At 69.6% G+C, this 14,599-nt stretch carries 13 protein-coding genes; 7 read left to right on the forward strand and 6 right to left on the reverse strand.

Annotated features, from left to right (window positions below; all coding sequences use genetic code 11):
• Window positions 1–99: 99 nt before the first annotated feature.
• Window positions 100–837: a DUF3747 domain-containing protein gene (locus tag KUG41_RS06095; RefSeq protein WP_216902173.1), complete on the reverse strand. Its 738-nt coding sequence runs from the start codon at window positions 835–837 to the stop codon at window positions 100–102.
• 73 nt (window positions 838–910) lie between these two features.
• Here KUG41_RS06095 and KUG41_RS06100 point away from each other — a divergent pair, with 73 nt between their 5' ends.
• The 6 genes from KUG41_RS06100 (at window position 911) to KUG41_RS06125 (ending at window position 7,691) form a co-directional block, all read left to right on the forward strand.
• Window positions 911–1,675 carry a ribonuclease H gene (locus KUG41_RS06100; RefSeq protein WP_216902175.1) on the forward strand — a complete coding sequence of 255 codons (765 nt, stop codon included), beginning with the start codon at window positions 911–913 and terminating at the stop codon, window positions 1,673–1,675.
• A gap of 11 nt (window positions 1,676–1,686) precedes the next feature.
• On the forward strand, window positions 1,687–2,874 hold the full coding sequence (locus KUG41_RS06105) for a quinone-dependent dihydroorotate dehydrogenase (protein ID WP_216902177.1): 1,188 nt from the start codon (window positions 1,687–1,689) through the stop codon (window positions 2,872–2,874).
• Window positions 2,875–2,931: 57 nt separating this feature from the next.
• The gene (locus tag KUG41_RS06110; RefSeq protein WP_216902179.1) at window positions 2,932–3,810 is read left to right on the forward strand and encodes a hypothetical protein; all 879 of its coding nucleotides are present in this window, start codon (window positions 2,932–2,934) and stop codon (window positions 3,808–3,810) included.
• Window positions 3,807–4,517, forward strand: a complete 711-nt coding sequence (locus KUG41_RS06115) for a PilN domain-containing protein (protein ID WP_216902181.1) — start codon at window positions 3,807–3,809, stop codon at window positions 4,515–4,517. The genes KUG41_RS06110 and KUG41_RS06115 overlap by 4 nt, the downstream gene beginning before the upstream one ends.
• Entirely contained in the window at window positions 4,514–5,323 is an 810-nt protein-coding gene (locus tag KUG41_RS06120; protein WP_216902183.1) for a hypothetical protein, read from the forward strand. The genes KUG41_RS06115 and KUG41_RS06120 overlap by 4 nt, the downstream gene beginning before the upstream one ends.
• A gap of 130 nt (window positions 5,324–5,453) precedes the next feature.
• Window positions 5,454–7,691, forward strand: coding sequence for a general secretion pathway protein D (locus KUG41_RS06125; RefSeq protein ID WP_216902185.1), 2,238 nt, complete (start codon window positions 5,454–5,456; stop codon window positions 7,689–7,691).
• 16 nt (window positions 7,692–7,707) lie between these two features.
• On the opposite strand, the gene KUG41_RS06130 is transcribed toward KUG41_RS06125, so the two are convergent.
• Genes KUG41_RS06130 through KUG41_RS06145 form a run of 4 tightly spaced genes read right to left on the reverse strand, consistent with a single transcriptional unit; the run spans window position 7,708 to window position 12,228 of the window.
• A complete protein-coding gene (locus KUG41_RS06130; protein ID WP_216902187.1) occupies window positions 7,708–8,571 on the reverse strand; it encodes a pentapeptide repeat-containing protein in 864 nt (287 codons plus the stop codon).
• Between the two features lie 9 nt (window positions 8,572–8,580).
• Window positions 8,581–10,422 (reverse strand): DUF3488 and DUF4129 domain-containing transglutaminase family protein, encoded by a 1,842-nt coding sequence (locus KUG41_RS06135; RefSeq protein ID WP_216902189.1) that lies wholly within the window; start codon window positions 10,420–10,422, stop codon window positions 8,581–8,583.
• Window positions 10,419–11,330 (reverse strand): hypothetical protein, encoded by a 912-nt coding sequence (locus KUG41_RS06140; protein ID WP_216902191.1) that lies wholly within the window; start codon window positions 11,328–11,330, stop codon window positions 10,419–10,421. The genes KUG41_RS06135 and KUG41_RS06140 overlap by 4 nt, the downstream gene beginning before the upstream one ends.
• The gene (locus KUG41_RS06145) at window positions 11,317–12,228 is read right to left on the reverse strand and encodes an AAA family ATPase (protein WP_371734053.1); all 912 of its coding nucleotides are present in this window, start codon (window positions 12,226–12,228) and stop codon (window positions 11,317–11,319) included. Before KUG41_RS06145 ends, KUG41_RS06140 begins: the two co-directional genes overlap by 14 nt.
• A gap of 89 nt (window positions 12,229–12,317) precedes the next feature.
• Between KUG41_RS06145 and KUG41_RS06150 the strand changes: the two genes are divergently transcribed.
• Window positions 12,318–13,490 carry a threonine-phosphate decarboxylase gene (locus tag KUG41_RS06150; protein WP_216902195.1) on the forward strand — a complete coding sequence of 391 codons (1,173 nt, stop codon included), beginning with the start codon at window positions 12,318–12,320 and terminating at the stop codon, window positions 13,488–13,490.
• Here the strand turns inward: KUG41_RS06150 and KUG41_RS06155 are convergent.
• Window positions 13,487–14,590 carry a glycosyltransferase gene (locus KUG41_RS06155; protein WP_216902197.1) on the reverse strand — a complete coding sequence of 368 codons (1,104 nt, stop codon included), beginning with the start codon at window positions 14,588–14,590 and terminating at the stop codon, window positions 13,487–13,489. The two genes, KUG41_RS06150 and KUG41_RS06155, sit on opposite strands and share 4 nt — an antisense overlap.
• Between the last annotated feature and the right edge of the window lie 9 nt (window positions 14,591–14,599).

Consider the following 14,599-nt stretch of genomic DNA (forward strand, 5'->3'; position numbering starts at 1 on the left):
CTTCTCAAAGGTAAAGGAGGGGTTGGGGGGGTGGAGAGGGAGAAGGCCGGTGATTCAACTGACCACGTTCAGCGGCTCGGCTGGGGCAGCGGCCAGGCGTCAGCGCCCATCCTCGTTGTCGTCGGTGAAGGGAATCACCTGTAGGGCGATCGCTCTGCCGGAGCGGCCCGCTGCCAGGGTGTCGTCGTCGCGCGGGTCCAGCTCGCCCACGGCCGGCAGGGTCCCGGGCCTGCCGACTCCGATGGGTCGGTAGGGCTGGCCACCACCGGCCCTGGCGATCAGCTGCTCCAGGGACGTGGGGCTGGCGAAGTAGACGTGGGTGAGGGCGCGTTCCTGGTAGGTGCGCCGTTTCAGCTGCCAGCCCGGTTCCAGCTGGAGGGACACGAAGCCGTCCCGGTCGCGGACGGGCACTTCGGCCCTGCCCACCACCAGGATCGTCGGGCTCTTGGGAGAGGAGGCCTGCAGCTCCAGCCTGGAGCCCACCTGCTGCACCCGCAGCCGGTAGGTGGTGCCCAGGTCTTCGTCGGCGACCCGCAGGGAATAACCGTTGCTGTCGAGATAGCGGTTGCAGATGCCCGTGAAGTCGAACCGGTTCAGGGCCGGATCCACCAGGCCGTCTTCGCGGGGGGCCCAGCAGGCGGGCTGGGCGGCCAGCTGCTCCAGCACCAGCAGGGTCCAGTCGTTCTTCCCCACCGGCCTTGCGAGCACGGCGAAGCGTTCCTCCTCCACGTCGGCACCCTGAAACAGACCGACGGCACCGGCCAGGGAGGGCTGGACCAGAGGCAGCCCGGCACCGGCCAGAGCCAGGCCCGCCAGGGCCAGGTAGGTTCGCTGCATGGGAACACCTCCAGGGCCCGGGCGTTCTCCGGGAATGAGTGTTCAATTCAAGCGAGGCCGTCAAGGGGACTTCATGGGTGATCGACCGGTGCGCGTGGTGGCTGCCGCCTGTGATGGGGCCTGCAGCGGCAACCCGGGCCCCGGGGGCTGGGGGGCGCTGCTGCGGTTCGAGGATGGTTCCCGCCGCGAACTGGGAGGAGCGGCAGCGGCCACCACCAATAACCGCATGGAGCTCACCGCGGCCCTGGCGGTGCTGGAGACCCTGAAGGACCTGCCGCGCCATCCCGATCTGGCGCTGCGGACCGACAGCCGCTATCTGATCGATGGCCTCGAGAAGTGGATGGCCGGCTGGAAGCGGAAGGGGTGGCGCACGGCCTCCGGCAGTGCGGTGCTCAACCGTGACCTCTGGGAACAGCTGGACGCCGCCCGGTTGCCCGGGCTCGCCCTGCGCCACGTCCGCGGCCACAGCGGCGACCCCGACAACGATCGCTGCGACGCCATCGCCGTGGCCTTCTCCCGGGGCCAGCCACCGTCGCTGGCGGGCGAGAGCGGCAGTGCGGCAGCTCAGCCAGTGGACGCCGACGTCGTCGCTGAGCTGTCCGACCCCGCCCCCCCGCCCCTTCAGCAGCTGCTGTCACGCCTGGAGCTGGCTGACCGTCTGGCCGGTGGGGGCTACGGACTGACCGCGGTGGAACTGGCCCGGCTGCTGGAGGTGCCGATCGCGTCCCTGGAGGGAAAAGGGGATCCCTGGCCCTGGCGTGACTGGCTCGTGCGGCCTCTGGGGGACGGACGCTGGCGCCTGGAGCGCGGCGCGGGAGGATTGGCCAGGCCGCAGTGAGGAGAAACGGTATGCCGCAGGAGCAAGCAACCGGCGGCGGCCCGTCGGGAACCGGCGCCCTCTACGCCCGGTTCGTCGAGCCGTTGCTGCGCCGGGATGACGGCGCTGATGCCGAGCAGCTGAGCCGGCTCACCCTGGCTGCCCTGGGCCAGGCGGCCCTGCGTCGCCGCTGGCCCCTGGTGAGCGGCAGCCTGGCGGGGCTGGGGGCCGAGCTGCAGCGGCGGGATCCCCGCCTTGAGCAGACCCTGTTCGGCTGCCGCTTCGCCAACCCCGTGGGACTGGCCGCCGGCTTCGACAAAAATGGTGTGGCCGCTGCCATCTGGCATCTGTTCGGCTTCGGCTTCGCCGAACTGGGCACCGTCACCTGGCAGCCGCAGCAGGGCAACCCCCGGCCCCGGCTGTTCCGGCTGGCCGAGGAGCGGGCAGCCCTCAACCGCATGGGCTTCAACAACGACGGGGCGCGGGCGGTGCGCCGCACGCTGGAACGGCAGCAGATGCCCCCGCCGGGTCAGCGTCCCGCGGTGCTCGGTATCAATCTGGGCAAATCGAAGCCGGTGTCCCTGGAGCAGGCCCCGGACGATTACGCGGCCTCCCTGGAGCTGCTGGCACCGCTGGCCGACTACGCCGTGGTCAATGTGAGCTCCCCCAACACTCCCGGGTTGCGGGATCTGCAGGAGGAGGCCCAGCTGCGGCGACTGGTGGAACGGCTGCGGCGTCTGCCGGCCTGCCCGCCGCTGCTGGTCAAGATCGCGCCCGATCTGGAGGACGACGCCATCGACACCATCGCCCGCCTTGCCTATGAGGAGGGGCTCGCGGGTGTGATCGCGGTGAACACCTCAGTGAACCGACTGGGCCTGGAGAACCGTCGTCTGGCTGCCTCGGGTCGCACCCTGGCCGAGGAAGCCGGGGGGCTGAGCGGTCGTCCCCTGCGCCGACGGGCCGTGGAGGTGCTGCGCCGACTGCGCGCCACGGCCGGCCCGGCCCTGCCCCTGATCGGCGTGGGCGGCATCGACTCGGCCGAGGCGGCCTGGGAGCGGATCAGCTCCGGAGCATCCCTGATTCAGATCTACACCGGGTGGATCTACGAAGGTCCGGCACTTGTCCCTTCGATTCTGGAGGGATTGACGCTCCAGCTCGATCGCCATGGATGCAGGACGCTTTCCGAAGTTGTGGGTTCGGGGATGCCCTGGCGCCCATGATTCGGTACCTTTCGCTGGCATGGGATCGGAGAATTGGTTTTTTCTGGCCTGATCGGCTTGAAGGATGATCTGGAAGATCGTCTGCGACCCATTGGGGCGCAGCTGTTTCCCAGACAGGTGTTGCTGGAGCTGCGGGACGACGCCCTGCTTGGCCAGGTGCTGAAGGGGGACAGCCCCGAGCCCGTGAGCATCGATCTCCCCCTCCCCCCGCTCACCTGTCTGGATGGCCAGCCACTGGAGAAGGAGCCCCTCGGCGATCTGATCGGCGATCTGCTGGTCCGCGATGGCCTGCAAGATGCCTATGTCCTGGCTTCCCTGCCCGAAGGCGCGGTGGAGTGGCGGGTCATCGACTGGCCCTTCGACGCGATCCCCGACAATCCCATCGAAGCCCTGCGCACCATTGACCCGCCGCTTCCGCTGAACGTTCCCCTGGTCGAGGCCGCCATTGACCTGAGGCCCCTGGCGGGTCCCACATCGCGGATGCTGATGGCCGTTGCGTCCAGGCAGCTGGTGGACGACTGGATCGAGGTGTTCACCCTGGCCGGCGCCCAGCTGGAGCGCCTGGCTCCGGCCCAGTCCTGTCGACTTGCGGCGGTGAATGCGTTGCTGGAGAGGGCCCCGGACGACGAGCTCACGGTGTTCATCCATCCGCTGGCGGAGGGTGCCCGCCTGCTCCTGCTGCGTCGTGCCGAGCCGGTGTTCAACTGGCTCCTCCCGGAGATGGATGACGACCTGGTTCGGGAGGTGCAGCGCTGTGTGAGCTTCTACCGCCGCCAGGATCCTTCGGTGCGCCGGCTTCGGCTCCTGCTCAGCGCTCCTGTGGCTGGCCAGGAGACACTCCAGAACGCGCTTGGCATTCCGGCCGAAATCCTCACCCCGGAGCCCTACGGATCCCTGGTCCTTCAGGGGCTGGCCATGGCGGAGTCGGAACGATGAGCGCCCCCCTCCTCGATCTGCTGCGGGAGCGCCGGCAGAAGCTGGGCCAGGAGAGCATGACCTCGGCCCTGCTCGACAGGCGCCCCCTGCTGCTCAGGGGCGCTCTGGTCGGTGCGGTGGTCCTCGGGGTCGCGGTGGGCTGCACGGCCCTGGTGTTTCTGCGGCAGCAGGTCGTGAAGGCCCAGACCGCCCAGTTGACTCGCTTCGAGGCGGAGTCGAACCAGCTCCAGGCGGAGATGGCGGCCAGCAAGACCAAGCTCGATCAGCTCACCGCCATCAATCGCGGCCTCACAGAAGCCCTCACCACCCTGCGCACCTCCTCGGCCCTGCTGGCTGATCTGCAGCTGCGAACTCCGGAGGGTGTGCAGATCACCAGCGCCGAAGCCAGGGGAACAGTGCTCGTTCTGAAGGGTCAGGCCGTTGACCCCCTGGCCTTCGCCCGCATCAATGCCATGCAGCTGGAATTGCGCCGTTCACCCCTGATGGATGCCAAAGGGGTGAACCTCGTCAAGCTGGAGCGGGTCGAGGCGACGGCCGGCACTGCCAAGCCGGACGATCCGGTGATCGCCTCGGCGGTCCGCTTCGAGATGACCGGTCCGTTCGCCAGCCTGCCTCCCGCCCGACAGCTGGCTGTCATGCGGCAGCTGGGCTCCCAGGGCATGGCGCGGCGTCTGCAACTTCTTCAGGGGGAGGGTCTGATCCAATGACCAATCTTCAGGACGGTGCCTCCAGGCTCTCGGGGGCCACCCTGCGCCGGCTCTGGTTCCTTGTACCGGCCGGAGCCCTCGGCGGGCTGGGTCTGCTGGTGATTCTGGGGGGGTTGCTGCCCCTCTGGAGCAGCCTGCAGCGGGACAGCCAGCGTCTGCAGGAACTGGAGCAGATCCGTGACCAGGTCACGTTGATGCGAAGCCAGCTGACCGCCACCAGGGAGAACACCCAGGCGGCCACGGACAGGAAGGCCAAGATCGTGGAGCTGATCACAGGCAACGGCGACCTGTCCACCTTCGTGGCCATGCTCGACCGGGAGGCCACGGCCACCGGGGTTCAGCTCAATCTCTTCGAGCCTGCCGAGATGCCACCTGGTGCAGCGACACCTGGTGCCCCGACTGCCACGCCTGGTGGAACACCCCCCCCTCCGGCAGCAGCACCGGCTCCTGCGCCCGGCACGCCTCCGGCCCAGGGGGGCGCTCCAGCCGCTCAGCCCGGTCCCCTCGCTCTGGAGGGTCTCAGCCTGAAGACCCTGCTGGTGTCAGCCCGCGGCAGTTTCCCGGCCTTGCTGGCTTTCCTGCGCCGCCTGGAGGAACTCAACGTGCTCGTCGTCCAGAGCAATCTCAATCTCACTCTCCCCGATGCGAAGGGGCCTGACGGCAAACCCCTCAACGCCGATGTTCCCGTGGTCCTGAAACTTTCCCTGGGCCTCTACAGCCGCTCGCCCTCGGCCCCCCCGGCTCCAGGCGGCACCGCCGTTCCCGCCCCCGCTCCTGCCCCCTCCACCCAAGCGCCTCCCAACTGACATGTCGACACGAAGGGACCCGGTAACTGGCCGATTCGTTGACCCGCCGATAACATTCGGCCGATTCGGAGATCAGGGAAACGTGGCAAAACGTCGGTGGCGGCACGTTCTCTCCGCGTCCATCGGTCTTGTGGCCCTCCAGCAGGGGACAGGTCTGAGCGCCCTGGCGGCGACCGTGGTCCCGCCCCCTTCCGGATCCTCCCCATCGCGGGCCGACAGGGATGTTTCCCAGGCCTCCGGTTCGCTGCAGATCAAGCTGCGCCGGCTGCCCGATTCGGTTGAGGTGGTGATCGAGGGAACGGGCCCCGCCCCTGTCCTGCAGCAGACCACCCAGGGAGCCACCTGGATGGGCCGGCTGCAGACCGCCACCCCCATGGCCCTGCGGGCCGGCCCCCAGCGGTTGTCGTTGCCCGAGGCCGGCCTGCAGAGCGTCACCTTCGAGGGTTCGGGCACCCTCTTCGAACTCAAGGTCTCCCCCACGCCCGGTTTTCCGGTCGGTCGTCCCGTGGTCAGTGGTGACGGCCGCAGCCTGATCCTCACCTTCAACGCCCCGGCGCTGAGCACTCTCCAGACCCTGACCCCCAACGCCACCACCCCCGGGCGGGTCCCCCAGCCCGGCTTCATCCCTCCCCTGCAGCCCCGGGCCGTAGCCCCCCCGCTGGGGGACATGGCCGTGGGCACCATGACCATCAGCAACCCCAGCTCTGTGAATGTCAGCGGTCCGCCGGTGACCATGACCCTGCGCAACGCCCCAGCCAAGGACGTGCTGATGGCCCTGAGCCAGCTGGGCGGTTACGGGTTCGTCTACGTCGATGATGCCAATGACCTGGGCAGAAGAGAGTCACTCTCCCCGTCAGCCGAGCCTCCAAAGCCCGGCTCTCCAGCGACCCGTCCCATTTCGATTTCCTTCCGGAGGGAAGCCTATGGGCGGGCGCTGAATTCGGCACTCCTGGCGGCCGGCCTCCAAGGGAAGAAGGACGGAAACACCATCTTCGCTGGCCCGAATGTGCTGGCCAAGAATTTTGGTGCCCAACTCTCCAAGGTTTATCGGCTGAACCAGGTACCCCCCAATTCAGCGGCTGACTACCTTGCCAACCTGGGTGCCCAGGTCAGCAAGACCAACACGATCACCACCGCGGTCTCTGAAGGTGTCGCCAGCACATCGGCCCCCGCCGGCAGCCCCACCTCCGCCACAACCACCTCCAGCAGCACCACGCTGGTGGAAACCTTCGGAGCTTCGGAAGGTCCTCTGATCGGTCTGCGCGCCACTACCGACACCCGTCTGTCGACTATCACCCTTGTAGGGAGTCCAAGCCTGGTGGCGATCGCCGAGCAGTATCTGAAGCAACTAGATCTGCGCCAGCGGCAGGTGGCCCTGTCGGTAAAAATTCTAGATGTAAATCTAGAGAACGATTTCCAAGTGGCTAACAGTTTCGCCTTCCGCTGGGGCAATAACTTCATTGTCAATGACAATGGCTCGCTTGCGGCAAACTTTGGTTCACTTCTTGGCGGCAGTTCGCCGAACTTGGGAACTCAGCAATTGCCTGCGGTGGTTCCTTTTCAAGGCTTCAATGGAACTCCCAATCCCGGGGTCGCCAATAATTATCCAAAAGATAGTTTCTTTGATTTTGTACAAGCTCAAATCTTGTCGCGCAACACCAAGCTTCTCGCCAGTCCCACTATAATTATGCAAGAAAACCCTTCGGTGCTGCGTGAGGGTGGCGGTCAATCCAGTTCCGGGGGCGGAGACACTGAAAATCCCGGCGGCCTTGATGAATACACGATTGATTCGCCTATCGGACGGCGCCGAGCCAATGAGGCTGTGGTTCGAGTCGGAACGAACGTGATCACACAATTTGATGTAAATTCATCAGGTGGTAGTGGGGCTACGGCCAATATTATTACTTGCGAGCCCACCTTGTCCACTGCAGGCTTGGTCTTGGGGGCTAGAGTCGAAAAGATAGATGACAATGGATTCGTTACATTTACCCTTTCCCCTAGTGTCTCTGCCGTTACTGACCGTCAGTCTGTTCCAGGATGTGGCTTTATTGATACTCTTAGTGTTAGACGCCTTGATTCTGGTGCCTTGCGCGTCCGCGACGGCCAAACCTTAATTCTCACTGGTGTGATCTCCGATTTTGACCGGTCCGTGGTAACCAAATGGCCGATCCTCGGGGATATTCCCCTTATCGGCCAGTTCTTCCGGGGTACCTCCAACAGCCGGGAAAAGCGCGAACTGGTCATCATGGTGACCCCTCGCATCATCAATGACACCGAAGGCGGAACTTACGGCTACGGCTACCAGCCCTCCACCCCCGATTCCCGCGCTTTCCTCCGCGGTGCTCCTCAACCGCCCCTGAACCCCTGATCGGGGGCTCCCACGATCAGAACGCGAGGGGCAGCAGGAACTTCATTGCCAGGGGGACCAGCACCTGGGCAAATCCGGCCGCTCCGCTGAGCAACTGCCCTCCCATGCCATTGCCCTCAAGCCCTTTTTTGGCCGGCGCCAGCAGGGCGGCCGAGGCCTTGGTGAGTTGCTTTGCCTGCTCCTCATCCCCGTTCCTGGCGTAGAGGCTGGCCGCATAGGTCAGGTCCCGGGCCGCCAGCTCGGTGTTGCCCTGTTCGCTGCGGGCCAGGCCCCGGGCCACCCAGCTGATGGCGGCGTCGGGCTGGAGCCGGATCGCATCAGAGAAGAGCTGTTCGGCCTGGGGAAAACGGTTGGCCATCGCTTCGGTGACGCCCGCGTTGTGCAGTTCCGGGTAGCTCAGCACCGAAGGACCCAAGCCCCGGGCCTCCTGCCAGTGGCTGCGGGCCAGGCCGCCGGGATCGAGCAGGGCACCACTCAGATCGCTCTGGCGCAGATCCGTGCCCTCAAGCCGGGCGCCCCGCAGATCGGCCCCCTGCAGCGACGCTCCCTGGAGACTGGTGAAGCTCAGGTCGGCCCCCTCGAGCCGTGCCCCGTCCAGGCGGGCCTGGCTGAGGTTGGCCCGCTGCAGCTGGGCACCGCGCAGATCCGCATCCCGCAGGTCGGCGTGCACCAGGTCCGCGTCCTGCAGCTTGCACCTGGGGCAGTCGCGCTGGTTCAGCAGGCGGATCAGGTCGTCGTCCGTGCCCGCCCTGGCCGGCGCCGGCATGAGCAGGGTGGTCAGCAGTGCCAGCAGGAAAAGACCGGCGCCGCCCACCGATTCTCTTCGGCTCCCGGGTGCCGAGGACAGGCGTCGGACAGGGCCGTGGACATGGCTGGGCATGGTCCCGCCTCAGGATCGCCCCCGTTGTACCGCCTCCCGGACACTTTCGCCGTTCTTCAGCGACCGTCGCAGCGCCCGGCCCAGGCGCCTTGTCTCCTTGCTCCGCGCCCGGGAGGGCCCCGGGGCGAAGCGCTGCCGCTGGTACAGGGCCACGAACGCGCCGAGGGGAGAGGCGAGGGTCGGCCGGAGCTGGGCGAGTCGTTCGGCGAAGTCGGGGAGGGTCTCCCCCGCCTGGGGTGTCACGCCCTGGTCGGCGAGAATCCGCAGGGTCCGCTCCAGTTCCAGGCGCAGGGGATCCCCGCGGCGGCGGCGGCCCAGCCAGCCCAGGCCCCCCAGGCTGGCGGCCAGGCAGAGGCCCACCGCCAGCAGCACCACCAGCCCGAGCCATTGGCGGCGGTCCCCCAGCAGCCGGCTGATCAGGGCCTCCTGCCGGTCGCGGTCGTAGCCCAGCCACCAGCGGGCCCAGGCGACATCCAGCCCCCACCACTGCTGCTGCACCCAGCCCCAGGGGCCGGTGCTTGAGCGGCTGACGCCAGCCACCGCCGCGCTGGCCAGGGGGTCGCCGTCGGCCCAGGCGGTGGGATCCACCCGGCGCCAGCCCTCCCCCTGCAGCCAGACCTCGCTCCAGGCGTGGGCATCCGCCTGCCGCAGATCCACATAGCCCGTTCCTCCCAGGGGCTGGATCCACTGCCCCCCCCGGTAGCCGCTCACCACCCGGGCCGGCACCCCGGCGGCCCGCATCAGGGTGGTGAAGGCGCTGGCGTAGTGGCCGCAGAAGCCCAGGCGCGTCTCGAACAGAAAGGAGTCCAGGGGGGCCTGGCGGGGCAGGGGACCCGGCTCCAGCGTGTAGCGGAAGGCCTGGCTGCGGAACCAGCGTTCCGCCGCGCGCAGCCGCTCACGGTCGTCGCCGAGGCGCTGCCAGCCGTCGGCCAGGGCCTCCAGGCGGGGGTTCTCCCCCCGGGGCAGGGCCAGGTTGATGGGCCGGGGGGGCTGGCTGCGCCAGTCGTCCGGGGTGGCGCTGTCGGTCAGGGCGTAGACCCGACGCTGGCTTCCCGGCGACTGGTTCAGCAGTTCGCCGTTGCGCCTCAGCCGGAGGTCCGGGGAGAGGGGCCGTCCCCTGCCGCTCCAGGGCACCGCCGCCAGGCCGCTGGGTTCGGTCAGCCAGAGCTGGATTCCCTCCCCAGGACGGGCGGGCTGCGGCGCTTCGACCGGCAGTGCCGCCGGAGGGATGCCGATCCTGGGCGTGGTGCTGCGCCAGCTCTGGCCGTCGAAGCGTTCGTGGACCAGCACCCGCCAGTAGCGCTGATCCATGGGTGCCGGACCACCGCCGCCGGGAAACGCCACCCGGGCCGCGGCGTCGCGGCTGACGCCGAGCCTGGCGATGGCGCCCGGTTCCATGGTGTCGCTGAGGCCGGTCACGGCCCCCATCCCCTGGCCCCAGCCCAGGTTGGTGAAGGGCATCATCCGGGGGAGCAGCAGGAACAGCACCAGGGCGATCGGCAGGGCGGCGAGCAGCACCTGCAGGCTGCGCCGCAGCAGCACCCTCCAGTCGGGACCAGCCCCCAGTTCCAGGGCCAGCAGGCCAGCCAGGGCGAGCAGGATGGCCAGGCCCTGCAGCAGGCTCGGACCCAGTTCGGGCTGCAGGGCCGCCAGCAGACCGGCGCAGACCAGCTGCAGCAGGGCCACCGTCCGCCGCTCCTCGATGCGCCGCGCTTCGCGCAGCTTCAGGGCCGTCAGCACGACCAGGCCGACGGCCAGCAGGCTGAGGCTGAGGGTGGGTGTCAGGCCCAGCAGACCGAGGGCCAGCAGGCCCATGGTCAGCCACTGCAGGGGAGCGGCGGCCCGGCTCATCGGCACCAGGCCAGGGCCGCCAGGCACTGGTCGCGGTGGACCAGGCCCCGGCCCGGGCTCACGCTCTGCCCCGGGAGCTCGAGGCCGTAGCTGAGGCCCTGGCCATGCAGCCGCCAGATCCGTTCGCTCAGGTGCTCCAGGGCGTCCTCGAGGGGCACGCCGGGCTCCGGGGCCAGCAGGGGGGCCGCTTCGGGCAGATCCCGGAAGCGTTTGGTGTATTCCCCGCGACCCTGGGCCAGCAGCTTCCAAGCCAGGCGGGTGGGGCTGTCCTGGGGGCGATGGGGAGCCAGGTCCCGCCAGTCGTCGCTGCCATCCCGCTGGCTGGCAACGGCGCGCTCACCGACCAGGGGGGCGGTGGCGCTGGCCAGCAGGCGGACCGGTCCGGCCCGGCGGGCCGGGTAGATCAGCTGGCTCGCCGCCGGCTGCCAGCGGGCCCAGCAGCAGAACAGGCCCAGGGGGGCCGTGGTCTGGATCCGCAGCAGTCCCGGCCGCTGCCAGCCCCGGCCCGGTGGGCTCCAGCGCAGCAGCAGTTCATGCTCCCCCGGCGGCAGGGACAGGGGAAGGTCCGGCTCTTTCCCAGCCAGGCGCAGACGCACCCCTTCGCTGGGCCCCGGGCAGCGCAGGCGGATCGGGTAGGCCACGGGGGCGTCGGCGAAGCCGGGAGCGGGGACGCCGCAGGACAGCTCCACGCCCTGCAGATTGAAGTGGGTGAGATGCAGGGCCAGCAGGAACAGGCTCAGCATCAGGAAGCTCAGCAGCAGCGGGCCGTTGCTCTGCATCTGGATGCCGACCACCTGCAGCAGAACGGTGCCGGCCAGCCAGAGCCAGCCGAACCGGGTCGGCAGGATGTAGAGACTGCGCATCCTGAGGCGCACCCTCTCGCCCTGCTGGGGCCTACCGAAGTCCATCCACTCCTGCCTGGAGCCGCTGGCTCAGTTCCGGGTCGCTGCTGCCGCGCTGGCCACCGTCCATGCGGTGTTCGCAGACGGCGGCCAGCACCGCTTGAACATCGTCCGGAATCACATGGTCGCGGCCTTCCAGCAGTGACCAGGCCCGGGCGGCCGCCACCAGGGCCAGTCCGGCCCGGGGCGAGAGGGGATGGCCCTGGGCCGGCTGCCGCCGGCTGCGCTCCAGCAGATCGAGCACGTAGTCGAGCAGGGCGGGGCTGCAGTGCTGGTGGTCGCAGCGGTCCTGCAGCTCCAGCAGATCGGCCGGTCCGAAGGCGCGGACGATGCCATCGGGGCGTTGCCCCTCGCCCAGCAGCAGGGCGCGCTCCGCCTGGCGGGGCGGGTAGCCCAGGCTGAGGCGCATCAGGAACCGGTCCAGCTGGGATTCGGGCAGGGCCGAGGTTCCCCCCTGGTCGAGGCCGTTCTGGGTGGCGATCACCAGAAAGGGCTCGGGCAGGGCATGGCTGGTGCCGTCGACGCTCACCCGGCCGGCCGCCATGGCCTCCAGCAGCGCGCTCTGGGTGCGGGGGCTGGCCCTGTTGATCTCGTCAGCGAGCAGCACCTGGCTGAACAGCGGTCCTGGCTGGAAGTGGAAGCTGGCCTCGCCTGGATCGAACACGTTCAGACCGGTGAGATCGGCGGGCAGCAGATCGCTGGTGAAGCTCACCCGTTTGAAGCCCAGCCCGAAACTGCGCGCCAGGGCCTCGGCCAGGGTGGTCTTGCCCATGCCGGGCAGATCCTCGATCAGCAGGTGGCCCCGGGCCAGCAGGCAGGCCAGGGCCAGCCGCACCTCATGCTCCTTGCCCAGCAGGACGCCTCCGATCGCGCTGATCACCGGTTGAAGCGGGGAGGCGGGCACGGGGGTGCGTTGGCGAGCCGAGGGCCCACCCATTGCAGCAGCCCTGCCTTCCTTCCGTGTTACAACCGCCTTAACGTTCGCTGGGGTCGGTGCCAGTTCAGCTCCCGGCGACGCAGGATCCCGATCCTCCCGCCCCCCATGGCGGCAACCGGCAGGCCGCCGCCGCCCGCCTGGGTTGCCGTCCGGCCGAACTGCTCGATGCCAGTGCCTCCCTGGTGCCCTTTGGGCCGCCGCCCAGCCTGCGGCGCCTGCTCCGCCGGGCCGAGCTCACCGGTCTGCGGGATTACCCCGACCGCGACTACGCAGGCCTCCGCCAGGCCATCGCCGCCTGGCACGGCCTGGATCCGGCCATGGTGCTGCCCGGCAACGGTGCCGCCGAGCTGTTCACCTGGGCGGCCCGGGATGCGGTCCTCTGTGGGACGAATCTGCTGCCCTCGCCGGGGTTCGGGGATTACCGCCGGGCCCTGTCCTGCTGGGGCGCGGGCTGGCAGTCCCTGTCCCTGCCGAAGGTCTGGGAGGAGCCAGGTCCATGCGCCTGGCCCCTGGAGGCGGCTGCCAGCTCCGCCTCAACCGCCGGGGCCCCGGCCGGCGCTCCGGCGGTTCTGTGGCTCACCAATCCCCACAACCCCACCGGCCAGCTCTGGAGTCGGGCCTCCCTGGAACCCCTGCTGGAGCGGTACGCCCTGGTGATCGTGGATGAGGCGTTCCTGCCGCTGGTGCCTGACGGTGAGGCCCAGTCGCTGGTGCCGCAGCTGACGGCCCACCCCAACCTGGTGGTGATCCGCAGCCTCACCAAGCTCTTCTCCATCGCGGGACTGCGGCTCGGGTACGCCCTCGGCGCCCCCGAGCGGCTTGCCCGCTGGGCCGGCTGGCGGGATCCCTGGCCCGTCAACGGTCTGGCTGCGGCGGTGGGGCAGGCCCTGATGGCCGATCAGGCCGGCCTGCGCCGCTGGCAGCAGCGGGTGCAGCGGTGGGTGGCCCTGGAGGGGCCCTGGCTGACGGCCCGGCTGGCGGAGCTGCCAGCCCTCCGGCCCCTGCCATCGGCGGCGAATTTTCTGCTGGTGCGCAGCGGCGTTCCGGGCGTTTCCCTGGATCCCCTGCGGCTGGAGCTCGAGCGCCGCCACCGGATCCTGGTGCGTGACTGCCGCTCCTTCGATGGTCTGGGGGCGGGCTGGCTGCGCATCGGGCTGCAGGACCGGGCCGGCAACCGCCGCCTCCTGCGGGCCCTGCACAGGGCCGCGTCTCTGAGCTCCTCTGGCTAGGGCCGCCGGGGGGCGCTTCGGGAGCGCCGGATCACCTGCACCAGCACCTGAACCAGTTGCCGGTCCGCGTCCCGAACTGCCAGGGTTTCCATCCCCCGACGCAGCTGCAGCAGCGGGTCGGCGGCGGCGGGCGCGCTCCGCAGGCGCGGGCCGAGCAACCGCCACACCGCCCGGCCCAGGGCCGCTTCTCCCGGTGCGTGCTGCCAGACGATCACCGCGCCACCCACGGCGGCGGCGGCGGCGGCGTTGGCGTCCTGGTGGTGATCGGCCGCCTGGGGGAAGGGCACCAGGATGGCGGGGGTGCCGCAGACGGCCAGCTCGCTGAGGCTGCCCGCGCCGGCCCGGCTGATGGCCAGATCGCAGTGCTGCAGGAGCCCCGGCAGATCGTCACTGAAGGCGCGTTCCACCACCCCGTCGAGGGCCGGCTGGCCGGCGTCCGGATCGTGGCTGCCGGTGAGGTGCACGACGCGGCAGCCGCTGGCCACCAGTCGCGGCAGCAGGGGCCGCACCATCCGGTTGAGGCCCAGGGCTCCCTGGCTGCCCCCCATCACCAGCAGCAGCGGCCCGGTGCCCGTCGGCACCCAGTCCGGCTGGGCCGCGGGGGAGAGGAAGGCCCGCCGCACGGGGGTGCCGCTCACCAGCGGCCGGCAGCGGGGCAGGCGATCGGCGGCCTGGGGAAGCCCCACCGCCACCCGGGAGCAGAGGGGACCCAGCAGCCGGGTCACCCGGCCGGGGATGGCGTTGCTTTCATGCAGCACCACCGGCACACCGCACCAGCGGGCGGCCAGGATGGCCGGGGCGGCGATGTAGCCGCCGCTGCTGAACACGGCCGCGATGCCCTCCCGACGGATCAGGCGGCGCATGGGCAGCACCGCCAGCAGCAGCTGAAGCAGGTTCCACAGTCGGCGCAGGCCGCGGCCCTGCAGCCCCCCCGCCCTCACCAGGTGCAGTGGGTAGCGGCTGGGAACCAGTCGGGTCTCCAGCCGGTCCGGGACCCCCACCCAGTGCACCTGCCAGTCCTCCGGGACGGCCTCCGCCACGGCCAGGGCGGGGAAGAGGTGGCCACCCGTGCCGCTGGCGGCGATCAGCAGGGTCGGCATGGGCGGGGG

The sequence above is a fragment of the Synechococcus sp. CCY 9618 genome (assembly GCF_019038415.1).
Lineage (GTDB): Bacteria > Cyanobacteriota > Cyanobacteriia > PCC-6307 > Cyanobiaceae > Cyanobium.